At 68.3% G+C, this 26,477-nt stretch carries 24 protein-coding genes and 1 tRNA gene; 17 read left to right on the forward strand and 8 right to left on the reverse strand.

Annotated elements, in window-relative coordinates:
• Nucleotides 1-12 precede the first annotated feature (12 nt).
• The 15 genes from obgE to ACYVJS_RS11565 all read left to right on the forward strand — a co-directional run bounded on the left by obgE (nucleotide 13) and on the right by ACYVJS_RS11565 (nucleotide 16,490).
• Nucleotides 13-1,503: a GTPase ObgE gene (gene obgE / locus ACYVJS_RS11495; protein ID WP_460740069.1), complete on the forward strand. Its 1,491-nt coding sequence runs from the start codon at nucleotides 13-15 to the stop codon at nucleotides 1,501-1,503.
• A complete protein-coding gene (gene proB, locus ACYVJS_RS11500) occupies nucleotides 1,500-2,327 on the forward strand; it encodes a glutamate 5-kinase (RefSeq protein WP_460740070.1) in 828 nt (275 codons plus the stop codon). Before obgE ends, proB begins: the two co-directional genes overlap by 4 nt.
• 9 nt (nucleotides 2,328-2,336) lie before the next feature.
• Entirely contained in the window at nucleotides 2,337-3,596 is a 1,260-nt protein-coding gene (locus ACYVJS_RS11505) for a glutamate-5-semialdehyde dehydrogenase (protein WP_460740071.1), read from the forward strand.
• Nucleotides 3,597-3,646: 50 nt separating this feature from the next.
• Nucleotides 3,647-3,871, forward strand: coding sequence for a hypothetical protein (locus ACYVJS_RS11510; RefSeq protein ID WP_243228023.1), 225 nt, complete (start codon nucleotides 3,647-3,649; stop codon nucleotides 3,869-3,871).
• A gap of 11 nt (nucleotides 3,872-3,882) precedes the next feature.
• Nucleotides 3,883-4,479: a nicotinate-nucleotide adenylyltransferase gene (gene nadD / locus ACYVJS_RS11515; RefSeq protein ID WP_234073027.1), complete on the forward strand. Its 597-nt coding sequence runs from the start codon at nucleotides 3,883-3,885 to the stop codon at nucleotides 4,477-4,479.
• On the forward strand, nucleotides 4,476-5,432 hold the full coding sequence (locus ACYVJS_RS11520) for a RodZ family helix-turn-helix domain-containing protein (protein WP_460740073.1): 957 nt from the start codon (nucleotides 4,476-4,478) through the stop codon (nucleotides 5,430-5,432). The genes nadD and ACYVJS_RS11520 overlap by 4 nt, the downstream gene beginning before the upstream one ends.
• Entirely contained in the window at nucleotides 5,429-5,806 is a 378-nt protein-coding gene (gene rsfS, locus ACYVJS_RS11525; protein ID WP_344227874.1) for a ribosome silencing factor, read from the forward strand. Before ACYVJS_RS11520 ends, rsfS begins: the two co-directional genes overlap by 4 nt.
• 67 nt (nucleotides 5,807-5,873) lie before the next feature.
• Nucleotides 5,874-5,946, forward strand: a tRNA-Ala gene (locus ACYVJS_RS11530).
• A 226-nt stretch (nucleotides 5,947-6,172) separates the two neighbouring features.
• Entirely contained in the window at nucleotides 6,173-9,079 is a 2,907-nt protein-coding gene (locus ACYVJS_RS11535; RefSeq protein ID WP_460740074.1) for a glycoside hydrolase family 3 protein, read from the forward strand.
• A gap of 99 nt (nucleotides 9,080-9,178) precedes the next feature.
• Nucleotides 9,179-11,593 (forward strand): glycoside hydrolase family 3 C-terminal domain-containing protein, encoded by a 2,415-nt coding sequence (locus ACYVJS_RS11540; protein WP_460740075.1) that lies wholly within the window; start codon nucleotides 9,179-9,181, stop codon nucleotides 11,591-11,593.
• Nucleotides 11,590-12,225 carry a hypothetical protein gene (locus ACYVJS_RS11545; protein ID WP_460740076.1) on the forward strand — a complete coding sequence of 212 codons (636 nt, stop codon included), beginning with the start codon at nucleotides 11,590-11,592 and terminating at the stop codon, nucleotides 12,223-12,225. Before ACYVJS_RS11540 ends, ACYVJS_RS11545 begins: the two co-directional genes overlap by 4 nt.
• Complete coding sequence (locus ACYVJS_RS11550) at nucleotides 12,222-13,262, forward strand: glycosyltransferase family 2 protein (protein WP_460740077.1); 1,041 nt, start codon at nucleotides 12,222-12,224, stop codon at nucleotides 13,260-13,262. The genes ACYVJS_RS11545 and ACYVJS_RS11550 overlap by 4 nt, the downstream gene beginning before the upstream one ends.
• Nucleotides 13,263-13,403: 141 nt before the next feature.
• Nucleotides 13,404-14,435 carry a glycosyltransferase family 2 protein gene (locus ACYVJS_RS11555; RefSeq protein ID WP_460740078.1) on the forward strand — a complete coding sequence of 344 codons (1,032 nt, stop codon included), beginning with the start codon at nucleotides 13,404-13,406 and terminating at the stop codon, nucleotides 14,433-14,435.
• Between the two features lie 25 nt (nucleotides 14,436-14,460).
• On the forward strand, nucleotides 14,461-15,183 hold the full coding sequence (locus ACYVJS_RS11560) for a LytR/AlgR family response regulator transcription factor (protein WP_460740079.1): 723 nt from the start codon (nucleotides 14,461-14,463) through the stop codon (nucleotides 15,181-15,183).
• Entirely contained in the window at nucleotides 15,180-16,490 is a 1,311-nt protein-coding gene (locus ACYVJS_RS11565; protein ID WP_460740080.1) for an ATP-binding protein, read from the forward strand. Before ACYVJS_RS11560 ends, ACYVJS_RS11565 begins: the two co-directional genes overlap by 4 nt.
• 13 nt (nucleotides 16,491-16,503) lie before the next feature.
• Here ACYVJS_RS11565 and ACYVJS_RS11570 read toward each other — a convergent pair whose 3' ends face one another.
• The 8 genes from ACYVJS_RS11570 to ACYVJS_RS11605 form a co-directional block, all read right to left on the reverse strand.
• On the reverse strand, nucleotides 16,504-17,472 hold the full coding sequence (locus tag ACYVJS_RS11570) for a 3-methyladenine DNA glycosylase (RefSeq protein ID WP_460740081.1): 969 nt from the start codon (nucleotides 17,470-17,472) through the stop codon (nucleotides 16,504-16,506).
• Between the two features lie 56 nt (nucleotides 17,473-17,528).
• The gene (locus tag ACYVJS_RS11575; protein WP_460740082.1) at nucleotides 17,529-18,290 is read right to left on the reverse strand and encodes an ABC transporter permease; all 762 of its coding nucleotides are present in this window, start codon (nucleotides 18,288-18,290) and stop codon (nucleotides 17,529-17,531) included.
• On the reverse strand, nucleotides 18,287-19,075 hold the full coding sequence (locus tag ACYVJS_RS11580) for an ABC transporter ATP-binding protein (protein WP_460740083.1): 789 nt from the start codon (nucleotides 19,073-19,075) through the stop codon (nucleotides 18,287-18,289). Before ACYVJS_RS11580 ends, ACYVJS_RS11575 begins: the two co-directional genes overlap by 4 nt.
• 91 nt (nucleotides 19,076-19,166) lie before the next feature.
• Nucleotides 19,167-19,544: a DUF1048 domain-containing protein gene (locus ACYVJS_RS11585; RefSeq protein ID WP_460740084.1), complete on the reverse strand. Its 378-nt coding sequence runs from the start codon at nucleotides 19,542-19,544 to the stop codon at nucleotides 19,167-19,169.
• Nucleotides 19,528-19,857 (reverse strand): PadR family transcriptional regulator, encoded by a 330-nt coding sequence (locus ACYVJS_RS11590; protein WP_460740085.1) that lies wholly within the window; start codon nucleotides 19,855-19,857, stop codon nucleotides 19,528-19,530. The genes ACYVJS_RS11585 and ACYVJS_RS11590 overlap by 17 nt, the downstream gene beginning before the upstream one ends.
• 184 nt (nucleotides 19,858-20,041) lie before the next feature.
• On the reverse strand, nucleotides 20,042-20,749 hold the full coding sequence (locus ACYVJS_RS11595) for an SOS response-associated peptidase (RefSeq protein WP_460740086.1): 708 nt from the start codon (nucleotides 20,747-20,749) through the stop codon (nucleotides 20,042-20,044).
• 5 nt (nucleotides 20,750-20,754) lie between these two features.
• Entirely contained in the window at nucleotides 20,755-21,795 is a 1,041-nt protein-coding gene (locus tag ACYVJS_RS11600) for an App1 family protein (protein WP_460740087.1), read from the reverse strand.
• A 4-nt stretch (nucleotides 21,796-21,799) separates the two neighbouring features.
• Nucleotides 21,800-22,480, reverse strand: a complete 681-nt coding sequence (locus tag ACYVJS_RS11605; protein ID WP_460740088.1) for a DedA family protein — start codon at nucleotides 22,478-22,480, stop codon at nucleotides 21,800-21,802.
• Nucleotides 22,481-22,522: 42 nt separating this feature from the next.
• Between ACYVJS_RS11605 and ACYVJS_RS11610 the strand changes: the two genes are divergently transcribed.
• Together ACYVJS_RS11610 and leuS are read left to right on the forward strand one after the other, a co-directional pair.
• Entirely contained in the window at nucleotides 22,523-23,806 is a 1,284-nt protein-coding gene (locus ACYVJS_RS11610) for an anthranilate synthase component I family protein (RefSeq protein ID WP_460740089.1), read from the forward strand.
• A gap of 63 nt (nucleotides 23,807-23,869) precedes the next feature.
• The gene (gene leuS, locus ACYVJS_RS11615; protein WP_460740090.1) at nucleotides 23,870-26,458 is read left to right on the forward strand and encodes a leucine--tRNA ligase; all 2,589 of its coding nucleotides are present in this window, start codon (nucleotides 23,870-23,872) and stop codon (nucleotides 26,456-26,458) included.
• Nucleotides 26,459-26,477: the final 19 nt, after the last annotated feature.

The raw sequence follows: 26,477 nt of genomic DNA on the forward strand, positions 1-26,477 counted from the left end.
GAGGGCGCCCACATGGTCACGTTCGTCGATCGAGTGACGCTTCACCTGCGCGCGGGCAAGGGCGGCAATGGCTGCGTGTCGGTGCGCCGTGAGAAGTTCAAGCCGCTCGCAGGCCCCGATGGTGGCAACGGAGGTAACGGCGGAGACATCATCCTCGTCGCCGACCCCCAGGTGACCACGCTCCTGTCGTACCATCACTCGCCGCATCGCACCGCCGAGAACGGCGGCTTCGGGATGGGCGACAACCGCTCCGGTGCGATGGGGGAGCCGGTCGAGCTGCCCGTTCCGGTCGGCACGGTCGTGAAGGACGAGGACGGCACGGTCCTCGCCGACATGGTGGAGCCCGGCATCCGTTTCGTCGTCGCACCCGGCGGACGTGGCGGACTCGGCAACGCGGCGCTCGCCACGACCAAGCGCAAGGCCCCCGGCTTTGCGCTCCTGGGCACCCCCGGCTGGGAAGGCGATGTCCGACTCGAGCTGAAGACGGTCGCCGACGTCGCACTGGTGGGCTACCCCTCCGCAGGCAAGTCGAGTCTCATCGCCGCGGTTTCGGCGGCGCGCCCGAAGATCGCCGACTACCCTTTCACTACGCTGCACCCGAACCTCGGTGTCGTACAGGCCGGCGACGTGCGCTTCACGGTCGCCGACGTGCCCGGGCTCATCGAGGGTGCCAGCGACGGCCGCGGACTCGGACTCGAGTTCCTGCGTCACGTCGAACGGTGCACCGCGCTGGTCCACGTGCTCGACTGCGCCACACTGGAGCCCGGTCGCGATCCGTTGTCCGATCTCGACGTGATCCTCGCCGAGCTCGCCGCTTACGAGGTGCCCGAGGGCCAGGTTCCGCTCCTGGAACGCCCGCAGGTCGTCGCGCTGAACAAGGTCGACGTGCCCGAGGCGCGCGACCTCGCGGACCTCGTGCGTCCCGATCTCGAGGAGCGCGGCTATCGCGTGTTCGAGATCTCGACGGTGAGTCGCGCGGGTCTGCGAGAGCTCACCTTCGCGCTCGGCGAGATCGTCGAGAAGCACCGTGCCGAGGTCGCCGCGGCGCCCGCGCCCGAGCGCATCATCATCCGGCCCAAGGGCTCGGAGAAGGAGTTCTCGGTCCGGGTCGAGGGGGGCACCTACGGCCCGGTGTACCGCGTTCTCGGTGAGAAGCCGGTGCGGTGGGTGCAGCAGACGGACTTCCAGAACGAAGAGGCCGTCGGCTTCCTCGCCGACCGCCTCGACAAGCTCGGCGTCGAGGACGAATTGTTCCGCGCCGGAGCCACTCCGGGGGCGACCGTCGTCATCGGTGAGGGTGACAGCGTGGTGTTCGACTGGCATCCGTCGCTATCGTCCGCCGCGGAGCTCATGACGGCGCCGCGTGGCACCGACCCGCGCTTCAACCTCGACGGGCGCCGAACGACCAACCAGCGACGCGAGCGCTATCACGAGCGGATGGACGCGAAAGCCGCTGCACGCGCCGAGCTGGAGGCGGAGCGCATCCGCGAGGGCGACGAGTGAGCGTGAGCTCACGCGCCGACCTGCCCGCGGCCAGGCGTCTCGTCGTCAAGGTGGGCTCGTCGTCGATCAGCGGCGACAACGCGGCGAACATCCAGCCCCTCGTGGAGGCTCTCGCCGCCGCTCACGGCCGTGGTACTGAGGTCGTCCTGGTGTCGTCGGGGGCGATCGCGACCGGGATGCCTTTCCTGGCGCTCGATGCCCGGCCCTCCGACCTCGCGACGCAGCAGGCAGCCGCAGCGGTGGGCCAGAACATCCTCGTCTACCGCTACCAGGAGGCGCTGCGTCCCTTCGCGGTGGTCGCGGGACAGGTGCTGCTGACCGCGGGCGACCTCGAGAACCCGACCCACCGCTCGAATGCCCGCCGGGCCATGGAGCGTCTCCTCGGGCTGCGCATCCTGCCGATCGTCAACGAGAACGACACGGTCGCCACGCACGAGATCCGCTTCGGCGACAATGACCGTCTCGCGGCGCTCGTCGCCCAGCTGATCAGCGCCGACGCACTCGTGCTGCTCAGCGACATCGCCTGTCTCTACACGCGGCCCCCGGACGAGCCCGGCGCCCGACCGATCGCCGAGGTGCCCTACGGAGACGATCTGTCGGGCTACGAGTTCGGCTCCGTCGTCGTGAACAGCGTCGGCACCGGGGGAGCGGCGACGAAGGTCTCGGCCGCGCGGCTCGCAGCGGCCGCCGGCGTCGCGGTCCTGGTGACGAGCATCGACCTGGTCGAGTCCGCGCTCGGCGGCGGCGAGGTCGGCACGTGGTTCGCTCCGAACCCGCATCCCGTCGAGCATCCGTTGACCGGACCGGTCCTGACGCGTCGCTAAACTGAGCGGATGAGTCTGACGACCGTCACCGCAGGCGAGCGGATGCTGCTCGCGAAGACCGCCTCGCGCGAGATCGCACGGCTCTCGGACCGGCAGAAGAGCAGCCTTCTCCATCGCATCGCCGATGCGCTGGAGGCTGCGACGGACGAGATCGTCGCCGCCAACGGTGAGGACCTCGATCGCGGGCGCGAGCAGGGGCTCTCCGCCGCGCTGCTGGACCGCCTGGCTCTCGACGCCGCGCGCGTGCACGCTCTCGCCCAGGCCGTGCGGGAGGTCGCCCTGCTGCCGGACCCGGTCGGCCGACTTCTCGAGGAGAAGACTCTCGAGAACGGCCTGAACCTCCAGAAGATCTCCGTCCCCTTCGGTGTGGTCGGCTCGATCTACGAAGCACGGCCGAACGTGACCGTCGATATCGCGGCTCTCGCGCTGCGCTCCGGCAACGCTGTCGTGCTGCGCGGCGGGACCGCCGCCGAGCTCAGCAACGCGGCTCTCGTGAGCGCCATGCGCCGCGCGCTGACGTACGAGGGCGTCGACCCAGAGGCTATCCAGACGCTCGACGCCTTCGGCCGTGCCGGCGCCACCGAGCTTATGCATGCCCGTGGCATCGTCGACGTGCTCGTTCCCCGGGGCAGCGCGCAGCTGATCGAGACCGTTGTGACCGAATCGACCGTGCCGGTCATCGAGACCGGCGCGGGCGTCGTGCACGTCTACCTCGACGAGAGCGCACCGCTCGAGCGGGCCGAAGCCATCGTGGTGAACGCCAAGGCGCAGCGTCCCAGCGTCTGCAACGCGGCCGAGACGGTCCTCGTTCACCGCGCGGCCGCGCCTCGTGTCGTCGGTCCTGTCGTGGCGGCGCTGCAGCAGGCCGGCGTGACCGTGCACGGCGACGAGACGGTGGCGCAGTTCGCGTCCGACATCGTCCCCGCCGACGAGCAGGACTGGGAGGCGGAGTACCTGAGCCTCGATATCGCGATGCGCGTCGTCGACGATCTGGATGCGGCGCTCGATCACATCCGGCGCTACTCGACGCACCACACCGAGTCGATCATCACCGACGACGAGGGCAGCGCTGAACGCTTCCTGGCCGAGGTCGATTCCGCGGTCGTCATGGCGAACGCCTCCACGCGCTTCACCGACGGCGGCGAGTTCGGGTTCGGCGCCGAGGTGGGCATCTCCACCCAGAAGCTGCACGCCCGAGGTCCCATGGGTCTGCGTGAGCTCACGAGCTCCAAGTGGGTCGTCCGTGGCTCCGGGCAGGTACGCGGCTGACAGACTAAGCTGGGAGCGCCCGTGCGCCCCACCGATCGATCGGAGAACCGATGAGCCTCGCCCCCTTCCTCACCCTTGTCGCCGAGGAGGCCGAGCACCACGGTAACGTCGCCGCGGAGACCGTCGGATACGGGATCATCGCGCTCATCGTCTTCACCGCTCTCGCGCTCGTGACTCTCTCGTACCGCAACGTCGCCAACCGTCACGCGCACAAGGCGGAGGCGTACGCCAAGAAGCACGCAGCCGATCTCGAGCCGCGCGGACACGGCCACTGACTCTCGGGCAGATGAGCGCAGGTCGAGCGCCGCGCATCGGGGTGATGGGCGGCACCTTCGACCCGGTTCATCACGGTCACCTCGTCGCGGCGAGCGAAGTCGCCGCATCCTTCGACCTCGACGAGGTCATCTTCGTGCCCACTGGCGAGCCGTGGCAGAAGTCTCAGGTCACTGAGAGTGAGCATCGCTACTTGATGACAGTGATCGCCACCGCCTCGAACCCCGACTTCAGCGTGAGCAGGGTCGACATCGACCGCTCCGGGCCGACGTACACGATCGACACCCTCCGTGACCTCCAAGCCCAGCGTCCGGATGCTGAGCTCTTCTTCATCACGGGAGCCGATGCCGTGGCGCAGATTCTCAGCTGGAGGGACCATGATGAATTGTGGGACCTCGCCCATTTCGTGGCGGTCTCCCGGCCCGGGCACCCGCTATCGGCGGCCGGACTACCGAGCAAGAACGTGAGTCTGCTCGAGATCCCTGCCCTGGCCATCTCTTCGACGGACTGTCGGAACCGCGTGCACAACGGACAACCGGTGTGGTACCTCGTTCCGGATGGAGTCGTCCAGTACATTGCGAAGCACCACCTCTACCGGAGTAAGGCATGAGCGACCCTGACCAGCCCAGCACTCCGCCGCTGACCCGGCGCCAGATGCGCGACCTGCGCAACACCGGATCGACCCCGATCCAGAACCCGCAGGACGCTCCCGCCAGCGCGCCAGAGCCCAAGCCCGAGCCTGCCGCCCCGCTTCCGCGCGCCGCCGCGCCCGCCATCGTCCCGCCCGCCCCGCGAGCGGATGCCAGCGTCGACCTGGGCGTCTCGCCACTCACCCGCCGTCAGGCGCGCGAGCAGGAACGCATCCGCACAGCGTCGGTGCCGGTGATCACGACCGACACCGCCGCCGAGGCGCAGGCGTCGACGGTGAAGCCGGCCGACGAGGACTCATCGGCTCCGGACACCGGTGGGATGACGGCGCTGTTCACCCCGAACGCGGATGAGCGACCGGCAGATGAAACGCCGCTGGCCGCGGCCGAGGCGGCTCTGGCCGATCAGCCCGCGCCCGTGGTTTCTCCGCAGCTCGGCTCCGCGTTGCTCGAGACCGGCGTGCCCGAGGTCGCGCTCCCGCCATCCTTCGACCACCTGCTCACGCGGGAGGGCTCGACGGGCAGCATTGCCACGCCGAACGCTCTGATCCTCTCGCAGACGCCGTCGGCGGATGCGTTCACGTCTCCCATCGCGGCGACCGGGGAGGTGCTCATCACCGGCACCTTCGCGCTGCCCGAGGGGCTCGGCTCGCGCGGCCACGCGCCCGGCACCACCGACGGCAAGGAAGCCGACGCGGTTCTCGTGGACGGCGAGTTGCCGCCCGCATCCTCTCCCACTCCCATCGCGGCCAGCGCCGCGATCAGCACCATCAAGAGCGCGGACGAGATCATTCGTCCGCCGGCGCCCGAAAAGGGCAGTCGCCTCATGCTCGTGCTCGCCATCACCGCCGGTGCGCTCGCACTCGCGCTGGTCGGCGTGCTGGTGTTCGCCGTTTCGACAGGACTCTTCTCATGACCCTCACCGACGCATCCGTCGAGGTGCTGCAGATCGCCGCGCGCGCGGCCGACGCGAAGGGCGGCGAGGATCTCGTGGCCCTCGACGTCTCGGAGCCGCTGCCCCTTGTCGACATCTTCCTGCTCGTGACGGGGCGCAACGAGCGCAACGTGGCCGCGATCGCCGACGAGATCGAGGAACAGCTGCTCGAGCACGGCGTCAAGCGTCTGCGCCGTGAGGGCCGCGAGGAGTCGCGCTGGATCCTGCTCGACTTCGGCGACCTCGTCGTGCACGTCTTCCACGAGCAGGAGCGCGTCTTCTACGGACTCGAGCGCCTATGGAAGGACTGCCCGATCGTCCCCATCGACCTGCCGGTGCCGACGCGCCCGGAGTGACCGGGCTGATTTCGCTCACGACTCATCCGTGTTGTAAGCTGAATGAGTTGCCCGGACGGGTGACTGAGGGCCTGTGGCGCAGCTGGTAGCGCACCTGCATGGCATGCAGGGGGTCAGGGGTTCGAGTCCCCTCAGGTCCACCCTCACGATATGAAGGCCTCCGCGAAGCGGGGGCCTTCAGCCGTTTCCCGGCTTTGACCGACGGCGTCCCCGGGCCAGGAACGCGCAGTTCATGCGCCGAAAGCGACAGGTTGTGCGTGGGCGCGAAACGGGCTGTGCCGAGCGCGTGAAATAGGACCCGGCACCGGTGCGCTGACGCCCGGGCCGTCCTCCGATGACGGAGGTCTGCACACAGAGGAGAACACAGTGAGTTCAACGACGGCTCGGAAGCCGATGTCGAACAAGAGGTTCCTGGCGATCTGGATCCCGATCGTCGCCGTGGTGGCAATCATCGCCATCGGCGCGAACATCGCGATCGGGATGTATCGAGGAGCCATCGAGTCGTACATGGGCGCGGGAACCTACGCGATCAGCAACACGGCGGACGGCGACAAGCTCGACACCGAGTACTACACGGCCGATTACGCGACCAACGAAGAGGCCAAGAGCGCGTCGTCCGAACTCGTGGAGGAGATCGCGGGCGAGGGCATGACGCTCGTCAAGAACAACGGGACTCTCCCGTTGGCGGCCGGCGCCGTCACGCTGCTGGGCCGTGGCGCAGCCGACCCCGTCTACGGCGGCTCCGGCTCCGGAACGGCGGACACCCGTACCGCGGTGAACATCAAGGCCGGCATCGAGAACGGCGGCTTCACGGTCAACGGGACGGTCTACGACCAGCTCGCGGCATTCGCCGAGGCGAACCCGGCGGCGGAGGGTGGCCGGACGAACATCGTCATGGACAAGCCCGAGGAGTCGAACTACAACATCGGCGAGATGCCTGTCGCCGACTACTCGCAGGCCTCGCTCGACAGCTTCGCCGAGTTCGCCGACGCCGCGATTGTCGTCATCGGTCGCGCCGGCGGCGAAGGTGGAGACCTCGCCACCAATATGGAGAAGTGGGACGAGCGCGCAGAGCCCGGTCAGCACCAGCTCGAGCTGAACGCCGATGAGAAGGACCTGCTCGAACTCGCAAAGAGCCAGTTCCAGAACGTCATCGTGGTCGTCAACGCGTCGACCTCCATGGAGCTCGGCCCTCTCCAGGACGATGAGGGCATCGACGGCATCATTCTGGCAGGCTCTCCCGGCGTCAACGGATTCAACGCACTGGGACCGATCCTGAGCGGAGACATCAACCCCTCGGGGCGCACGGTCGACGTGTTCTCGCGCGACTTCACCGCTGACCCGACCTTCGTCAACTTCGGCGACTTCGCCTACACGAACGTCGATGACGCCTACTTCGTCGACTATGAAGAGGGGATCTACGTCGGCTACCGCTACTACGAGACGGCGGCGGTCGAAGGATTCATCGACTACGACCAGGCCGTCGTCTATCCGTTCGGCTACGGGCTCAGCTACACGAGCTTCGACAAGGCGATCACCGGACAGCGTCTCGGCGACGTGGACGGGGACATCTCCGTCGACGTGAGCGTCACGAACACCGGCGCGGTCGCCGGCAAGGATGTCGTGCAGCTCTACTACACGGCGCCCTACACGCCCGGTGGTGTCGAGAAGTCCTCCGTCGTGCTCGGAGCGTTCGCGAAGACGAGCCTGCTCGAGCCCGGCGCGTCGGAGACGGTGACGCTCACCGTTCCCGTCGAGGAGATGGCGTCCTACGACAGCACCGGCGACGGTGCCTACGTGCTCGACGCCGGCGTCTACGAGCTCAAAGTCCAGAACGACTCTCACACGATCGCGGCGGGCACCGCTCCGATCACGTACACGGTCGACGAGAAGATCACCTACACGGACGGGCGCGCGAGCGACGAGACGGCGGCGACCAACCACTTCGAGGATGTCTCCGCGGCCTTCTCCGAGGGCAAGGTGACTGCGCTGTCTCGTGCGGACTTCGCCGGGACGTTCCCGAAGGCGCCCGAAGGTGCCGACTTTGAGGCGAGTGAGGCGACGATCGCCGACTTCGCTCCGTACGATGCCGCCGCGGCCTCGGCGGCTGCCACGGATTCCGAGACGCCCGTTTGGGGCGCGGACGGCAACGTCTCACTCGTCGACATGCGCGGACTCGCGTACGACAACCCGAAGTGGGACGCCCTGCTGGACCAGCTCACGCTGGAGGAGGTCGTCGACATGCTCACCTCGGGTGCATACAACACGGCCGGCCTCCCGGGAATCGGCAAGATCCGCACCAACGACCTCGACGGTCCTGCCGGGTTCAGCTCGTTCATCAACCCTGATCTGTGGACCGGAACGGCCTTCCCGTCCGAGTACCTGCTCGGACAGACATGGAACGTCGAACTCGCCAACGCGATGGGTGTCGCGATCGGCAACGAAGCGCTGACGATGGGGGCCAACGGCTGGTACGCACCTGCCGCGAACCTGCATCGCTCTCCGTTCGCCGGGCGCAACTTCGAGTATTACTCGGAGGACCCGGTGCTGTCCGGGGCTCTCGCCACGGCTGCTGTGGACGGCGCGCTCACGAAGGGCGTCTACTCGTTCACGAAGCACTTTGCGATGAATGACCAGGAGACGAACCGCGTCAACGGCAATGGCATCGCGACGTGGGCGACCGAGCAGACGATCCGTGAGATCTATCTGAAGCCTTTCGAGATGATCGTCAAGAACGCCAGCGGTGAGCTGTCGTACTACGACGCCGACGGCACGAAGCAGACCGCCGAGATCGGTGCCACCGCCATGATGAGCTCGTTCAACCGCATCGGCGGCACGTGGGCCGGTGGCTCCGCGGCGCTCATGCACGACGTGCTGCGCGGCGAGTGGGGCTTCACGGGCTTCGTGATCACTGACTTCAACCTCTACCCCTACATGTATGTCGATCAGGCGTGGGCCGCTCGCGGCACGGATCACATGCTGACCTTTGCAGGGATGAAGACGGTCGAAGACACCGAGAGTGCCTTCGCACAGTCCAACATCCGCTACGCCGCGCACAACCTGCTGTATACCGTTGCGAACTCCAACGCGGTGAACGGGATGGCTCCGGGAGCGACGCTGGCGTACCAGCCCGCACCGTGGGAGATCTGGATCACGGTCGGCACCGTCGTGCTGGCGCTGCTGGTGGCCGCCGGAGTGGTGTGGATCATCGTCCGCGTCCGCCGTCACCGCAATCGCCCGGTGACGGTCAGTGACGAGCTCGCTTCGTCCTGACATGGCACGTTCGGGGCCGGGCCGCTGCGCCCGGCCCCGAACGGCCACTCACCCCTTCCGCGCTCGACGCGCGACGAGAACGACCAAGAAAGATCCATTGTGAAAGACACCCCCTCGCTTGTAGCGAGTCTCTCGCTGCTCGAGAAAGCGGCCCTGCTGAGCGGCGCCAACACGTGGCAGACCCGAGCGATCGAACGCATCGCGCTGCCTCCGGTGTGGCTGGCTGACGGCCCTCACGGTGTACGCAAACAGGTCGGATCGGCCGACCACCTCGGCATCAACGGCTCGGAACCGGCGACCTGCTTCCCGACCGCCGCCACGATCGCCGGCAGCTGGGACGACGAGCTGGCAGAGCAGATCGGCGCGGCCCTCGGCCGCGAGGCCTCCTCGCAGGGCGTCGGCGTCCTTCTCGGGCCCGGCCTCAACATCAAACGCAGCCCCCTCGGCGGCCGTAGCTTCGAGTACTTCTCCGAAGACCCCGAACTCGCAGGCCGCCTGGCCGCCGCCTACGTCCGCGGCATCCAGTCCGAGGGCGTCGCGGCGACCCCCAAGCACTTCGCGGTCAACAGCCAGGAGCTGCGCCGCATGGTGAGCGACTCCGTCGTCGACGAGCGCACCCTCCGCGAGATCTACCTGACCGCTTTCGAGATCGTCGTCCGCGAGGCTGCGCCCTGGGCGATCATGTCCTCCTACAACCTCGTCAACGGCGTCTACGCGCACGAGAACGCGCACCTGCTGACCGAGATCCTGCGCGACGAGTGGGGCTTCGACGGCGCAGTCATCTCCGACTGGGGCGGATCCAACGACGCGGTTGCCGCCGTCACCGCCGGCGCTGCGCTCGAGATGCCCTCGCCGGGCTTCGACTCCGCCCGCGAGATCGTCGCTGCGGTCGAGTCCGGCCGGCTCGCCATCGCCGATCTGGATGCTCGCGTCGCCGAGCTCATCGACCTGGTGCGCCGCGTGACCGAGCGTGCCGCCGCGATCGTCGACCTTCCCGCGCATCACGCGCTCGCTCGCCGCGCCGCCGCCGAGTCCGCGGTGCTGCTGCGCAATGAAGACGATCTGCTGCCGCTCGCGGCAGGTACTCGAGTGGCACTCGTCGGCGCCTTCGCCACGGAGCCCCGCTATCAGGGCGCCGGATCTTCCCTCGTGAACCCCACGACGCTGCCGACCCTCGCCGACGTGCTGCCGAGCTCATCCCTCGAGGTCGTCGGAGTTGCGGAGGGATTCCGCCGCGATGGCCGTCCCGACGACGCGTTGCGCGCGGAGGCACTGACACTCGCGGGTCGCGCGGAGGTCGTGGTGCTGAGTCTTGGACTTCCCGAGATCGCCGAGTCGGAGGGAATGGACCGCACGACCCTCGACCTCCCTGCAGAACAGGTACGCCTGCTGCGCGACGTGCACCGAGTGAACCCGCGAACGGTTGTGCTGATCAGCGCCGGAGGGGTGGTATCGACGCCGTGGGCGACGGATGCGGCCGCACTGCTGCACGCGTACCTCGGTGGCCAGGCCGGAGCCGAGGCCATCGTGGATGTGCTCACCGGGACGGTCGATCCGGGTGGGCGACTGGCGGAAACGATGCCCCGCACTCTCGCCGACACGCCCACGGCCAAGAGCTTCCCGAGCGCCGCGCGCACCGCGGAGTACCGCGAAGGGCTCTTCGTCGGGTACCGGCACTACGACACGTCCGGCGTCCCGGTCGCCTTCCCGTTCGGATACGGCCTGAGCTACACGCGATTCGCCTACTCGGATCTCGAGGTGGATGCCGACGGCGCCGAGGTCACGGTCACGAACACCGGCTCACGGGCCGGCAGCGACGTGGTCCAGATGTATGTCGGACGCGTCGGAGACAGTGCGCTGGCGCGTCCGCGTCGCGAGCTGAAGGGTTACGCGAAGGTGCGTCTGGAGCCGGGGGAGTCGCGCCGCATCTCCCTTTCGTTCGGCGACCGCACGTTCCGCGTCTTCGACGCCGCCGCGGATGCATGGGTCGTCGAACGGGGCGCGTACGAGATCGCCGTCGGTGCGCACGTCGGTGCCCTGCACCTGACGGCGACCATCGAGCGCGACGGTGTGGAGATCGCGCCCTCGACTCGTCCCGGCGTCGCTCCGACGGATGCGGAGTTCGCGGCGCTTCTGGGGCGTGAGATCCCCGACCCGCGCTGGCCCGCCGGCCCGCTCGGCGAGAACGACCCGATGGATCGTCTGGCCGAGTCGCGCAGCCCGCTCGGGCGGCTCGGTTTCCGCATCCTCGACGGGCGCCGACGCAAGGCGGATGCGGCCGGGACTCCCGACCTCAATGTGCTGTTCCTACTGAACGGCCCGTTCCGGGTCATCTCGAAGATGAGCGGCGGGCTCGCCACCCGTCGGCTCACCGGTGCCGTGCTGACGCTCGTGAACGGGCAGACGCTGCGCGGACTCGGACGTGTGATCGCGGCCTACCTCGGTGGTCGACGCGATGAGAAGGCGACGAAGAAGGCGTTCGACGCCGCCGCAGGGAACAGGAGTGCACGATGATCACCGCTATCACGAAATGGTGGGGTCGATTCCAGACCTCACGTCCGGAACTGTCGAAATTCCTCATGTTCCTGCTGCTGTCCAACGGCGTCACGGTGCTCCAGTTGGCACTCATGCCGATCTTCCGTTGGGGCTTCGCGAGCTTCACAGGACTCACGGACGTCGGGTTCCAGGTGCTGCCCGTCGGCTCGAACGTCGACGGCAGCCAGTACTACATGTTCGACTACGCCGCAGGCGCGCTTCCCGCGGGCGGCGGCGGGCTGGCGTACTTCCTGGCGGTGCAGATCACACTGCTCATCGCGCAGGTCATCAACTTCTTCCTGCAGCGCAACATCACGTTCAAGTCCAACACCTCAGTGTGGGTCGCCGCCGGCTGGTACACCGTGGCTTACGTGGCGATCACCTTCATCGCCGCCGCGGCACAGGGCTTCTACAAGGCGCCGATCTACGACTTCTTCATGGTGACGCTCGGATGGGGATCGAGCGGATCCGTCGTGGCGGACGTTCTGACGATGATCATCAACGCGGCGATCTCGTTCTGGGTGTTCTACCCGATCTTCAAGGTGATCTTCCGTCAGGTGCCGACCGAGGTCGAGGTGGTGGCGGAGCCGGGCGACAAGGTCGAGCGTTGACGAACCGCCCGCGGGTCGCGCCTGCGCTGTCCATCGTCGTTCCGGCGTTCAACGCCGAGGACTATCTGGGGCGCGCGCTGTCGGAGCTCGACGCGGTCGCCGGCGTCGAGGTGATCGTCGTCGACGACGGCTCGACGGATACCACCGGGGCGCTCGCGGACGACTGGGCCGCTCGGCGTCCCGCATCCCGGCGGGTGATCCACCAGCCCAACCGCGGGCACGGCGGCGCCATCACCACGGGGCTGGCCGCCGCGCGCGGCACGTTCGTGAAGATCCTGGATGCGGACGACTGGCTCGACATCGCCTCGCTCGCCTTCCTGGTGCGCGAGCTCGTCGCTCTCGACGGTGCGGACGTGGATGCGGTGTTCACGGACTTCGTCCACGAACGGGTCGGCAAGTCGGCGCGGCCGGCTCGTTTCGACACGGTGTTCCCCTCCGACGGGGTGTTCGAGTGGGCGGACACGGAACGGTTCGGGCGCCGTCAGGTGCTGATGATGCACGCGATCGTGTACCGGACGGAGCTCGTGCGCTCGAGCGGGCTGCGCCTGCCCGAGCACACCTTCTACGTCGACAACCTCTACGTCGTGACGCCGCTGGCGCGGGTGCGCCGGATGCGGTATCTCCCGATCCCGCTCTACCGCTACCACGTGGGCAGGCCCGGACAGTCGGTGGCGCCGGAGGTCATGGTGCGGCGGGTGGAGCAGCAGCTGCGGGTGAACCGGCTCGCTCTCGCCGCGCTTCCCTCTCCGCACGCGGTCGCCCGCGGCGAGGTTCCGGCGCAGCTGTACCGTGCGCTTCTGCACCACGTGGAGGGGGTGTGCGCGGTCACGAGCGCGACGTTGGCCCGCGCCGGGACCGCGGGTCACCTCATGGAGCGCGACCGGTTCTGGCGAGAAGTGCGTGCGGAGAACCCCTGGCTGTACACGCGCATGCGTCGCAGCCTCCTCGGGGCGGTGAGCAACCTCCCGGGTCAGGCGGGCCGCCGCGCGACGAGCCTGGCCTACGACTGGGCTCGTCGCGTCGTCGGATTCAGCTGAGACGAGCCGGGGCTTCCTCACGTGAACGACGTCCCGTCTACGATCGATGGGGAGACCGGTCGAACCCGCGGCCGGCTCGCCATCATCGCCGTACGCGAGGCTCCTTGCCTCTGCGCGCGGCGCCGGACGGAGGGTGCCCAGGTGTCATCGCCCCTGCTGACGGTGGCCGTGCCCGCCTACAACTGTGCAGAGTTCCTCGGCCGAGCTCTCGCCGGCCTCTGCGCCGGCGACGCCCGCGTCGAGGTCGTCGTCGTCGATGACGGCTCGACGGACGCGACCGGCATGCTCGCCGAGTCGTATGCGCATACCTACCCCGATCGCATTCGCGTCGTGCACCAGGCCAACGGTGGACACGGAGCCGCGATCAACACCGGTGTCACGCACGCCCGCGGACGATACGTCAAGGTGCTCGACGCCGACGACTGGCTGTCGTCCCCGGCCCTTGCGCAGGTGCTCGATACGCTCGAGCGGCTAGAGGAGGCCGGGGGAGTCGACGCGCTGTTCACGGATTTCGTGCACGACCGCGTGGGTAAGCCGGCGCGCTCGACGCGCTTCGACACGGTCTTCCCGGCCGATCGGATCTTCGGGTGGGAGCAGACGCAGCGCTTCGGGCGCCGACAGTACCTCATGATGCACGCGGTCATCTACCGCACGGCGCTGCTGCGTGAGGTGGGTCTGAACCTGCCGCGGCACACGTTCTACGTCGACAGCCTCTACGTGCTGCGCCCACTCACGTGCGTGCGTCGCATGTACTACCTGCCCGTCGCGCTCTACCACTACTACATCGGCCGTGCCGGCCAGTCTGTCGCGCCGGAGATCATGCTGGCACGGGTCGACCAGCAGCTGCGTGTGAACCGGCTCGCTCTGGAGACTCTGCCGAGCATCGAGGATGTGCGGGCCGGACGTGTTCCCTCACGGCTCTACGACGCGCAACTGCACTACGTCCGGGCGCTCTGCGCGACCGTGAGTGCGACGCTCGCGCTGGGCGGCACGGCCCAGCACCTGGCGGTGCGCCGCGCGTTCTGGCGCGAGGTCAAGCGTGACAGCCCCCGCATCCACGGTCGTCTGCGACGGAGCCTCGTCGGCGCAGGAAGCAACCTGCCGGGCTACGCGGGGCGGCGCGTCACCCGGGCCGCCTATCACCTCGCCCGACGCTACGTCGGCTTCAGTTGAGAACAGACCGGGAAGGAGACAGCGCATGATCCGCATCGGCGTGGTCGAAGACGATCCGGTCAGCATCGACCGCCTGCTGTCGCACCTGGACCGTTTCCAGCGCGAGCACGGCGAGCGCTTCCATATCGGGGCGTTCCGCGACGGGCGCGACATCATCGAGGACTACCGTCCCGATTGGGACATCCTGCTGCTCGACATCCAGATGGCGCGTGTGGACGGGATGACGGCCGCCCGACGCATCCGTGAGGTCGACAGCGAAGTGCTCATCGTCTTCGTGACCGCGTCGCCGCAGTATGCGGTGAGCGGTTACGAGGTGGATGCGCTGAGCTATCTGCTCAAGCCCGTCTCGTACCCGGTCTTCGCGCAGGAGCTCGGGCGCTGCCTCGTTCGCCTGCGCCGACGCGAGCGCCGGCACATGCTCTTCACCGCGGCGGACGGGGATCGTCATCGCCTCGACATCGCCGATGTCCTGTATCTCGAGAGCGCCAAGCACAATGTCCTGATTCACACGCTGGACAGCGATTACACGGTGGCCACATCGCTGAAGGCGATGGAGGCAGAGCTGGAGGGTGAGGACTTCTTCCGCTGCAACAGCGGTTACCTCGTGAACCTCCGCCACGTGACGGGCGTGGAGGGCAACGACTGCCGCATCCGCGGAGGGGTGCGGCTGCAGATCAGCCGGCCGCGCAAGAAGGACTTCCTCGCCGCCCTGGCCGCGTACATCGGCACACGCGGGATCACGGCATGAACGAGCTGTACGTCGCCGACATCCCCCGCAGCTTCACCGCCATCGCGGAATGGGGGGCCTGCTTCGTCTTCGTGCTCATCGTCGCCCGACGAGCGAGCTGGTGGGTCACGGCCGCCGTATCCGCTGCGGGACTTCTGGCGCTGCTCGCGGTGCAGGAGGCCGCCGGCCGTCTCTCTCTCGCCCTGTGGATCCCCGGGATGCTGGCCGCCGTGCTGGTGATGTTCGCCATGCTCTACGCGACGCTGCGCGTTTCGCCGGTGACGGCGGGCTACCTCACCGCGCGGGCGTTCGTGCTGGCCGAGCTCACCGCGTCCATCCACTGGCAGCTCGACCGGTTCTACCTCGATGCGCCGGCCGAGGTGAAGACCATGATGATGGTCCTCACCTACGGCGGGATGCTGGGACTCGCCTGGCTCGCCGAGCGGCGTCACCTGGTGCGGGGGGAGGTCTTCGAGGTGGGTTACGCCGATCTCGTCGCTGCGCTCTCGATCGCGACCGCGACGTTCATCATCTCCAACCTCAGCTTCGTGACGACCGCCACACCGTTCAGCGGCCGCATCGGGCACGAGATCCTGTACATCAGAACGCTCGTCGATCTGTGCGGATACATCGCGCTCTACGTGCAGCACGAGGTGCGCCGCGGCTTCCAGGCCCGCCGTGAAGCCGACGCGATGGCGAGGCTGCTGACCAGCCAGCACCAGCAGTACGAGATGTCGCGGCGCACGATCGACGAGGTCAACCGCAAGTACCACGACATGAAGCACCACCTCGATGCGATCCGCGCCGAGCAGGATCCGCAGTCGCGCCTGCGCATCCTCGACGACCTGGAGACGTCGATCCGCGACTACGCGACGCAGGTGCGCACCGGCAACGACGTGCTCGACGCCGTACTCACAGCCAAGCTCATGTACGCCAGGGAGCAGAGCATCCACGTCGCGACCGTCGCGGACGGGCGGCTGCTGGCCGGGTTGCGCCCGCTCGACATCACCGCGATCGCGGGCAACGCGCTCGACAACGCGTTCGAAGCGACGGCACGTCTTCCCGAGTCGCAGCGGATGGTGAAGTTCTCCCTCTTCGCGCACGACGACTTCGTGATGCTGCGGGTGGAGAACACCTTCGACGGGCACCTCCGTCGGCGAGACGGTCGCATCCTCACGCGTAAGGTCGGCGACGGGCACGGATACGGGCTGCGCAACATCGAGGCGGCGGTGGAGACCTACGGGGGATCCGTGTCGGTCGACGCCGGCACCGAGTGGTTCTCCCTGCGGGTGCTGCTTCCCCGAGACGTCGCTGCTGCGGCGCCCTGAATCGATCGTCCGGTCAGGCGGCCAACGCCCCGCGGACGTGCCCGATCAGCTGCTCGCGAAGCGGCTCCGCCCGCCGGGTGAACGCCCGCTGTTCGGCGACGTAGACGGCCTTGCCTTCCGTCGTCTCCACGGCGACGGGCTCGTAGCCCCAGGCGCGCAGGTCGTACGGCGAGGCGCGCATGTCGAGCGAGCGGATGTCGCGGGCGAGCTCGAATGCGTCCAACAGCGTGTCGCCGGGCACGAGCGGGCCGAGTTTGACCGCCCATTTGTAGAGGTCCATGCCTGCGTGCAGGCAGCCCGGCTGCTCGTTCGCGGCCTGGGTGGCGCGTTCGAGCGGCGCACGGTTGCGCGGTGCCGCATCCGCGGTGAAGAAGCGGAAGGCGTCGAAGTGCGTGCACCGCAGCTCGTGCGACTCGACCACCGCGTCGGTGCCCGCCGACCCCAGCCGCAGCGGCACGTCATGGCGGGCCGTCGGCGAACGGTAGAGCATCGCCCACTCGTGCATGCCGAAGCACCCGAACTGTGCGCTTCGTCCGCGGGCACCCTCGAGGATCGCGGCGACACCGGTCAGCAAGAGCCGCTTCTCGGTGGCGAAGGCACGCACATCGACGCTGAGGGAGTCGTTCTCGTCGCGGACGTACCAGCGCCAGTCGGCACGATCCTCGTGCGCCGCATCCGCCAGCGCATACGCCGCGCCCGGGTGCCAGCGACGCAGCAGCGCCGGCTTGTAGCCGTAATAGGTGAACAAGAAGTCCTCGACGGGATGCGTCCGGCCCCGCGCGACGCGGGCACGACGTCCGGCGGTGAGCGCATCGGCCCGCGCGGCGTGACGCTGCTCACGACCCTGCCAGTCGTCGCGCTCGAGCGTGATCGCGCGCACGTCCAGGGGTGCCGACGAGCTCGCACGGGATCGAGCAGCGTCGGCGGGCTTCCCGGCGCCGCGCGTGTCGATGACGAGCGGAAACGGATCTCCAGCGGACATCTGCCCTCTCCTCCTTGCTGCGCCATCGTCCATTGTGGCGCCCCGACACACTCGGCTCAGCGCCGCACGCGCCGGAAGATGACGATGGCGGTCGTCGCCGCGACGATCAGAATGCCGAGGCACCAGGCGAGAGCCGTCCAGATCTGGCCACCGACGGGCTGCTGCGCGAGAAGCGCGCGGACGGTGTCGACGATCGCGGTCACCGGCTGGTTCTCGGCGAACCACCGCACAGGCCCCGGCATCGTTTCCGTGGGGACGAAGGCGGAGCTGACGAACGGCAGGAAGATGAGCGGGTAGCTGAAGGCGCTCGCGCCATCGATCGTCTTCGCCGCCAGGCCGGCGATCACCGCGATCCAGGTGAGTGCGAGCGTGAACAGCGTCAGGATGCCCGCGATGCTCAGCCATGCGCCCAGCGAGGCCGTCGATCGGAACCCCAGCAGCAGAGCGATGCCCACGACGAGCACGAGCGACACCGCGTTGGCGACAAGCGAGGTGAGCACGTGCCCCCACAGGACACTCGTGGAGGCGATCGGCATCGACCGGAACCGGTCGATGATTCCGCCCTTCATATCGAGGAACAAGCGGTAGGCGGTGTAGGCGACTCCGGACGCCACGGTGATGAGCAGGATGCCGGGCAGGAGATAGTCGACGTACGCCGTTCCCCCGGTGTCGATCGCGCCGCCGAACACGAAGACGAACAGCAGCATCATCGCGATCGGCATGACGGCCGTCGTGACGATCGTGTCGGGGCTGCGCAGGATGTGCCTAAGCGAACGCCCGGTGAGCACGGCGGTCTCGGTGAGGACGTGAGTGGTCATGATGTCTCCGTTGCGGTGGCGCCGGCCGATCCGACGATGGCGAGGAAGATCTCTTCGAGGCTGGGCTGTCGCTCGACGTACTCCCGGGTAGGCGGGGGGAACAGGGCGCGCAGATCGGCAAGAGTTCCCTCGGTGATGACGCGTCCGTCGTGGAGGATCGCGATGCGGTCGGCGAGGTTCTCGGCCTCCTCGAGATACTGCGTGGTCAGCAGGATCGTGGTTCCGGAGGCGGCGAGCTCTCGAACGGCCTCCCATACGTCGATGCGTGCTTGCGGGTCGAGCCCCGTGGTGGGCTCGTCGAGGAAGATGACCGCCGGGTCGCCGACGAGACTCATGGCGATGTCGAGCCGACGACGCATGCCGCCCGAGTAGGTGGATGCCGCCCGGTCGCCGGACCCTGTGAGTGAGAAGCGGGTCAGCAGCTCGTCGGCGACGCCGCGCGGCTCGGGGATGTGGCGGAGTCGAGCGATGAGAACGAGATTCTCTCGACCCGTGAGCGCTTCGTCTACGGCGGCGAACTGTCCCGTCACACTGATCGAACGTCGTACGCGCACACTGTTGGTCGCGACGTCGATCCCAGCGACCTCGGCAGTCCCGCCGGTGGCGGTGAGCAGCGTCGACAGGATGCGGACGACGGTCGTCTTCCCGGCTCCGTTGGAGCCGAGCAGGGCGACGATCGTTCCGGGGGCGACATCGAGGTCGACGCCTTTCAGGACGTGGACGTCGCCGTATGACTTCGAGAGCCCCCGCACGCGGATGGCGGGGGCGGCGTCGATGACCGACATGGGGTGTTCCTTTCGATTCGACCGGTCGAAGGGCGCACGAGACCATCGCCTCCGGCCGACCGGGGGTCGGAGGGCGTGCGTGAGTCGGCAGTCAGTCCTGGGTGCGCGAAGCCTCATCGACGGCCTGCGCGAGTCGGGCGCGTTCGCGTCCGATCCAGCTGTCGTCCCCGTAGTTGGCCATGAACTCCTCCGCGAAGCCCGCGGGGTCCTCGCCGACGAGGTCGCGTACGGGGGTCCGATCCGCAGCTCCCTGTTCGAGCAGGTCGACGAGATCGGTCACCATGCGCATCAGACTCTCGGTGTTGTTCGTGGGCCCGAGGTTCAGCAGATATCGCTCGAGCGCGGCGGCCGTGCGGCGGTAGGGCTCGGGCAGGGCCTCCAGACGGCGACGATACTCACGCCACTGCTTCTTCGCGCTCAGGTCGCCGATGATCTTCTCGTACCAGGCCATGTCATTTCGCTTTCTCATGGAGGGCTTCGAGCCGAGAGGCGAGAAGGTCCCAGGTCGTCCAGAATTCGGCGAGCTGCGCTCGACCCTGTTCGTTGAGCGTGAAGACTTTGCGGGGCGGCCCCTTCTCCGAGGCCACTCTCGCCACGTCCACGAGACCTCGCTGCTCGATGCGCACGAGGATCGCGTACACGGTGCCCTCGGAGAGATCGACGAACCCACGATCACGCAGATCGGCTGTGATCTCGTAGCCGTAGGCGGGGCGCGACGAGAGCACGGCGAGAACGACGCCCTCGAGAACGCCCTTGAGCATCTCTGTGTCTTGTTTGCCCACGCGCTACTCCTTAGTGCTGACTACCGCTACAAAGTAACACTGAGTACCGGTACTTAGCAACACTGACAAGTGATTCGACGGCGTCTGCTGCGACCGTTGTCCCCCATCGCGGAGCACCGTGGACGACCGCGGGCCTGTGCCCGAACCTCGGGTGGAGGTTTCTGCTAGCGCGGCGTCGCGGTGCTCACGCGGGGTCGACCAGCGCGGGGGAGTCGTTGCGCACGTTGCCGACGGCGGGGGAGACGACCCGTGTCTCGAGGGTCTCGGCGAGGTCGGGAGCCGCGTCGATGGCGGCATCGAGGATGTCGCCGACGTTCTCCGTGTCGGTGTCGAGCCACGCATCGGCGAAGTCGGCGTCGAGGAACAGGGGCATCCGGTCGTGAATCGAACCGAGCGCGCCGATCGCGTCGCGCGTCAGGATGGTGAAGCTCAGCAGCCAGCGGTCGGGATCGTCGTCGGCCTTGCTCGGGTCCTTCCACCACTCGTACAGCCCCGCGAGGAACAGCGGCGAACCGTCGGCCGGGCGGATGAAATGCGGCTCCTTGCCGTCGGCGAGCTGCTTCCACTCGTAATAGCCGGTCGTCGGGACGACGGCGCGGCGCTTGATGAGAGCACCGCGGAACATGGGCTTGTCCTCGAGCTCCTCCGCGCGGGCGTTGAAGGCCCGGGCACCGATCTTCGGGTCTTTCGCCCACGCCGGCACCAGCCCCCATCTCGCGGGCTCGAGCCGCCGCGTGGGCGGCTCGGTCTTGGCCGAGTCCAGCACGATCGCCGCCGTGCTCATCGGCGCGACGTTGTACGACGGCGCGGGAAGCGAGGGGTTGATCGTGTCGACGCGGAGCACTCCCACGAGCTCCGACGCGACATTGGCGACGACGAACCGACCACACATGCCGGTCAGCCTACGCCGGGGCGCACGACACCAGCCTCTTCGAGCCGGTCGAGCAGTTCGGCTCCGTCATCGCCGCTGACCCACGGCACGCTGGCGGCCGAATGATCGTTGACAGCGGTGCGTCCGCCGGCCAGGACAGCCTCAGCGGATGTCAGACGGCGGATGGCGACGGCGGCGACGTTGGTGGGGTGCGCCCCGGCGAACTCCGTGTAGATCGCGTCGTCGGCCTGTCCGTCGTCCCCGATGAGCAGCCAGCGGATGTCGGGGAACTCCTGCGCCAGCCGGTTGAGGTTGGTCGACTTGTGAGCGGGACCGCTGCGGAACCACCGGTCGTGTGTCGGCCCCCAGTCGGTCAGCAGCATGGCGCCGGAGGGGAACAGGTGTCGGCGTAGGAAACGGGTGAGCGTCGGCGCGACGTTCCAGGATCCCGTGGACAGGTAGACGAGGGGTGCACCGGGATTCTCGCGTGTCACTCGTTCGAGCAGCACCGACATCCCGGGTACGGGCTGCCGGGCGTGCTCGTTGAGGACGAAGGAGTTCCATGCGGCGAGCATCGGACGGGGGATGGCGGTGACCATGACGGTGTCGTCGATGTCGCTCACGACACCGAACGTGGCACCGTCGGAGACGATGAACACCCGCAGCGTGGTGGTCTGACCGCCCTCGACCTGCGCCGTGAGCGTCTGCCAGCCGGGCTCCAGGCTCACGGGGAGCACCACGTCCACGACACCGCCGCGGTCGGCGACTACGTCGTGCGTCTCGCCGCCCACCGTGACCCGCACCTGGCCGTACGCGACCGGGATCGCGGCGAAACTGCGCCAACCGCGGATGCCGGCGTACTCGCCCTTGTCCCGTCCGACCGGGGGGATCACCACGCGCGCGAGCACCCGCACCCAGCGCTGCGAACCGTAGCCGGGAAAGGCCGCCACCGACGGTGTGCGCCCACGACGACGGGCGCCCCGTTCACGCCACGCGTGAAATCGGCGCTCGAGTCGGGCGATCCAGAGGATCTTGTCGGAACGGGTCGGACGACGGGATTCGGCCACGTCCTCAGTCTTCCACGTCCGTCGCCCGGGGCTCCGGGGTGGACGCGGGCTCGACCATGTGCCGACGCTCGACCCGCTCGATGATCTTCTTACCGAGGAAGACGAGAATGACGAACACCACGATGATGGCCACGAAGATGTAGCCCGCGTAGTGGATGCGCTCCGACAGTTCGCGGTACGTGCCCGCAGCGGCGGCCGCGACACCGATGTAGAGGCTCGCCCAGATGATGCATGCGGGCGCCGTCCAGGCGAGGAACCGGCGGTAGGGGAAGCGCGCCATGCCCACCGTCAACGGCACGAGCGAGTGGAGCACGGGTAGGAAGCGCGACAGGAAGATGGCGGGCCCGCCGCGACGCTCGAGGTAGCGCTCCGATCTGGCCCAGTTCTCCTCGCCGATGCGGCGCCCGAGACGAGACCGGCGCAGCCAGGGCCCGAGATAGCGGCCGAGGACATATCCGAGCGTCTCACCTGCCAGTGAACCCATGACGACGGCTGCGCCCAGGACGATGCCCTCCAGGGGCGTGGCGACGGCGGTTCCCGCGACGATCACGATCGTGTCACCCGGAACGATCAGTCCGACCAGGACGCTGGTCTCCAGCATGATCGCGACGCCGGCGAGAATGACGCGCAGCACCGGATCGACCTCGCGCACGCCGTCGAGAATCGCGGTGAGCAGATCGTTCACGCCGTCGAGCCTAGAGGCTCACAGTGTCGCTAGCCTGGGAGCGTGCCCGCTGCTCCCATCCGCGTGCACGGCGCGAACGATCCCGCCGCCGTCCACGCACTCTTCGCCGAGCGCGACCACACGTTCTGGCTCGATGCTGGGCCCGGTGCCGACGTCGGCTACAGCTGGATCGGATACGGCATCCCCGTCGACGGCGACGAGGTCCGTGCGGTGCAGGTCGCCGCGGGCGAGGCCGCACCGCATCCCGCCGGACCGTTCCGGAGCGGCTGGGTGGGATGGCTCTCGTATGAAAGCGGCGCGGATGCGGCGGGCGCCCCGATCGCTGCCGACGACATGCCGCGCGAGAGCTGGATGAGGGTGCGCACGCTCGTGACCTTCGATCACGCCGCCGGCGCGACCTGGGTCGCCGGCGAGGACGCCGAGGCGTGGGCGGAGCGCATCGCGTCGGCGCCTCCGTTCGCTCCTGCCGTGGTGCCCGAGAGGGGGGCGGCGATCGCGCGGGTCGACGCGCTCCGCTACGCCGACGACATCCGGACCGCCATCGCGGCCATCGGTCGGGGGGACGCGTACCTGCTGTGTCTCACGACGCGCTTCGATGTGGCCGGCGAGGTAGACGCGCTCGACGCCTACGCGGCGCTGCGTGCCGACACGCCTTCGCATCACGGGCTCCTGCTGCGAAGCGGCGGCATCGCGCTGGCGGGAGCGAGTCCGGAGCGCTTCCTGGTCGGTCGCGACGGACGCGTCAGCACGCATCCGATCAAGGGGACGCGCCCGCGCGGCTCCACCCCCGAGGCGGACGCCGACCTTGCCGCGGACCTCGCGGCCGACCCGAAGGAGCGCGCCGAGAACGTCATGATCGTCGACCTCATGCGCAACGATCTGGCGCGGGTGTGCGACCCGGCGACGGTGAGCGTCGACCGTCTTCTGGAGGTCGAGACGTATCCGCGCGTGCATCAGCTCGTGAGCTCGGTCAGCGGGGTGCCGCATCCGGGCGTGACGCTGGGGGAGATGCTGGCGGCGGTCTTTCCCGCGGGCAGCATGACCGGGGCGCCCAAACTGTCGGCGATGACACTGCTGCACGACATCGAGAAGGCGCCCCGGGGTGCCTTCTCCGGCTGTGCCGGTTGGGTGGGTGACGACGGTGCGTTCGATCTGGCGATGACGATCCGCACCCTCGTCGTGCACCCCGGCGGTGCGTACGTGGGTGCAGGAGGCGGGATCACCTGGTCCTCGAACGTCGCCGCCGAGGTCGCGGAGGTGGCGCTGAAGGCCACGGCGCCGCTGCGGGCGGCGGGGGCGAGGCTCCCGGCCGACTGGGGTGGTTAGGGGTCGGGTATCCTGAAATTTGCGCCTTGCGCACCTTCCCGACACTCCACGATTGGTCCCTCTGTGTCTACGACCTCGACCGACACCGCAGGCGCGTCCGCCGACGGCGGCTTCGACGCCCACGCCATCCAGGACAAGTGGCAGCAGCGCTGGGCGGAAAGCGACCCGTTCCGCGCCGGCGGCGAGAACGACACCCGCCCGCGCAAGTATGTGCTCGCGATGTTCCCGTACCCGTCCGGCGACCTGCACATGGGCCACGCCGAGAACTACCTCTACTCGGACATCGTCGCCCGGTTCTGGCGTCACCGCGGCTACAACGTGCTGCATCCGATCGGATGGGACTCCTTCGGGCTTCCGGCCGAGAACGCGGCGATCAAGCGCGGCGCGAACCCGGTCACCTGGACGTACGACAACATCGCCCAGCAGAAGGAGAGCCTCAAGGCCTACGGCGTCTCCTTCGACTGGAGCCGTGTCCTGCACACGAGCGACCCGGAGTACTACCGCTGGAACCAGTGGCTGTTCCAGAAGCTCTACGAGCGTGGCCTGGCGTACCGCAAGGAGAGCCCGGTCAACTGGTGCACGCACGATCAGACGGTGCTCGCCAACGAGCAGGTCATCGACGGGCACTGCGAGCGCTGCGGCGCCCTGGTCGTCAAGAAGAAGCTGACGCAGTGGTACTTCCGGATCACGGACTACGCCGACCGGTTGCTCGACGACCTGAACCAGCTCGAGGGCTTCTGGCCGCACAAGGTCATCCAGATGCAGCGCAACTGGATCGGCCGCTCGGTCGGTGCCGACATCGACTTCGAGATCGAAGGCCGCGCCGAGAAGGTCACGGTGTTCTCCACACGTCCGGACACCCTGCACGGTGCCACCTTCATGGTCGTCGCGCCCGACTCCGACCTGGCGGCCGAGCTCGCCGCCGGTGCCGGTCCGGAGGCACGTGAACGTTTCCAGAGGTATCTGTCGCAGGTGCAGCAGACGACGGACGTCGAGCGTCAGAACACCGACCGTCCGAAGACCGGCGTGTTCCTCGACCGCTACGCGATCAATCCCATCAACGGGGAGCGCCTGCCGATCTGGGCGGCCGACTACGTCCTGGCCGACTACGGTCACGGTGCGGTCATGGCCGTGCCCGCGCACGATCAGCGCGACCTCGACTTCGCGCGCGCGTTCGATCTGCCGGTGAAGATCGTCGTGGACACGACGGCGCCGATCACGGGCGCCGTGCCGGTCATCGAGCTCGACGCCGACGGCAACCCGATCGACCCGTTCGATGGCACCGACACCCTCGACGACATCGACCCGGTACGCACCGGTGTCGCGCTGAGCGGAGACGGCCGCCTCATCAACTCGGGCAGCCTCAACGGCCTCAGCAAGCGCAACGCGATCGCACGCGCGATCGAGGAGCTGACGGCGGCGGGGACGGGCCGCGCGGCCAAGACCTATCGCCTGCGCGACTGGCTGATCTCGCGCCAGCGATTCTGGGGCACCCCCATCCCGATGCTGCACGGCGAGGACGGCCGCATCGTTCCGGTGCCCGACGACCAGCTGCCGGTGCGCCTTCCCGACCCCGAAGGGCTCAACCTGCTGCCGCAGGGCACCTCGCCGCTGGGCGGCGCGACCGAATGGGTGCAGGCGAGCGACCCGGAGACCGGCGAGCCGATGCGTCGCGACCCCGACACGATGGACACCTTCGTCGACAGCTCCTGGTACTACCTGCGCTTCCTGTCGCCGGGCGACCCCGACGCCGCGTTCTCGGGTCGCGAGGCCTCGAAGTGGGCGCCGGTGGACTTCTACATCGGCGGCGTCGAGCACGCGATCCTGCACCTTCTGTACGCCCGGTTCATCGTCAAAGCGCTCTACGACATGGGCTACGTCGACTTCACCGAGCCCTTCTCCAGCCTGATCAACCAGGGCATGGTCATCCTCGACGGCGCGAAGATGTCCAAGAGCAAGGGCAACCTCGTGCTGTTCCAGGACGAACTCGACGCCCACGGTGCCGATGCGCTGCGCGTCGGGCTCGCCTTCGCCGGCCCCGTGGAAGACGACAAGGACTGGAAGGACGTGTCGACGACGGGCGCGACGAAGTTCCTCGCGCGCGCTCTGCGCATCGCGGGCGAGGTCTCCAGCCCCACGGATGCGGTCTGGGCCGAGGGTGACACGGCGCTGCGTCGCGTCACGCACCGGCTGTGGGCCGATGCGCCCTCGCTCATCGAGCAGACGAAGTTCAACGTCGTCGTCGCGCGCCTCATGGAGCTCGTCAACGCCACACGCAAGACGATCGACTCCGGCGCGGGCGCTTCGGACCCCGCCGTGCGCGAGGCCGCCGAAGCCACGGCGATGATCCTCGATCTGTTCGCGCCGCACACGGCGGAGGAGATGTGGTCACAGCTGGGCTATGAGCCGTCCGTCGGTCTCGCGTCCTGGCGTCAGCCCGACGGAACGCTGCTGGTGGAGGACACCATCACCGCCGTCGTCCAGATCGACGGCAAGGTGCGCGCGACGTTGGACGTGTCGGCCAAGATCGGCGGCGAGGAGCTCGAGCGCGTGGCGCGCGAGGACGTGCGCGTCCAGCGCGCTCTCGGCGAGCGCGAGATCGTGCGGGCGATCGTTCGTCCGCCGAAGGTCGTGAGCTTCAGCACGCGCTGAGCGAGCTGCTCTCCCCATC

The organism is Microbacterium neimengense, assembly GCF_054782995.1.

Coding starts and splice junctions, on each gene's coding strand:
- ACYVJS_RS11575 (WP_460740082.1), bottom strand. CDS start 18,290: ATGACCACTCACGTCCTCACCGAGACCGCCGTGCTCACCGGGCGTTCG.
- nadD (WP_234073027.1), top strand. CDS start 3,883: ATGAGCGCAGGTCGAGCGCCGCGCATCGGGGTGATGGGCGGCACCTTC.
- ACYVJS_RS11580 (WP_460740083.1), bottom strand. CDS start 19,075: ATGTCGGTCATCGACGCCGCCCCCGCCATCCGCGTGCGGGGGCTCTCG.
- ACYVJS_RS11560 (WP_460740079.1), top strand. CDS start 14,461: ATGATCCGCATCGGCGTGGTCGAAGACGATCCGGTCAGCATCGACCGC.
- ACYVJS_RS11570 (WP_460740081.1), bottom strand. CDS start 17,472: ATGTCCGCTGGAGATCCGTTTCCGCTCGTCATCGACACGCGCGGCGCC.
- ACYVJS_RS11545 (WP_460740076.1), top strand. CDS start 11,590: ATGATCACCGCTATCACGAAATGGTGGGGTCGATTCCAGACCTCACGT.
- ACYVJS_RS11565 (WP_460740080.1), top strand. CDS start 15,180: ATGAACGAGCTGTACGTCGCCGACATCCCCCGCAGCTTCACCGCCATC.
- ACYVJS_RS11505 (WP_460740071.1), top strand. CDS start 2,337: ATGAGTCTGACGACCGTCACCGCAGGCGAGCGGATGCTGCTCGCGAAG.
- obgE (WP_460740069.1), top strand. CDS start 13: ATGGTCACGTTCGTCGATCGAGTGACGCTTCACCTGCGCGCGGGCAAG.
- rsfS (WP_344227874.1), top strand. CDS start 5,429: ATGACCCTCACCGACGCATCCGTCGAGGTGCTGCAGATCGCCGCGCGC.
- ACYVJS_RS11595 (WP_460740086.1), bottom strand. CDS start 20,749: ATGTGTGGTCGGTTCGTCGTCGCCAATGTCGCGTCGGAGCTCGTGGGA.
- ACYVJS_RS11510 (WP_243228023.1), top strand. CDS start 3,647: ATGAGCCTCGCCCCCTTCCTCACCCTTGTCGCCGAGGAGGCCGAGCAC.
- ACYVJS_RS11520 (WP_460740073.1), top strand. CDS start 4,476: ATGAGCGACCCTGACCAGCCCAGCACTCCGCCGCTGACCCGGCGCCAG.
- ACYVJS_RS11585 (WP_460740084.1), bottom strand. CDS start 19,544: ATGAGAAAGCGAAATGACATGGCCTGGTACGAGAAGATCATCGGCGAC.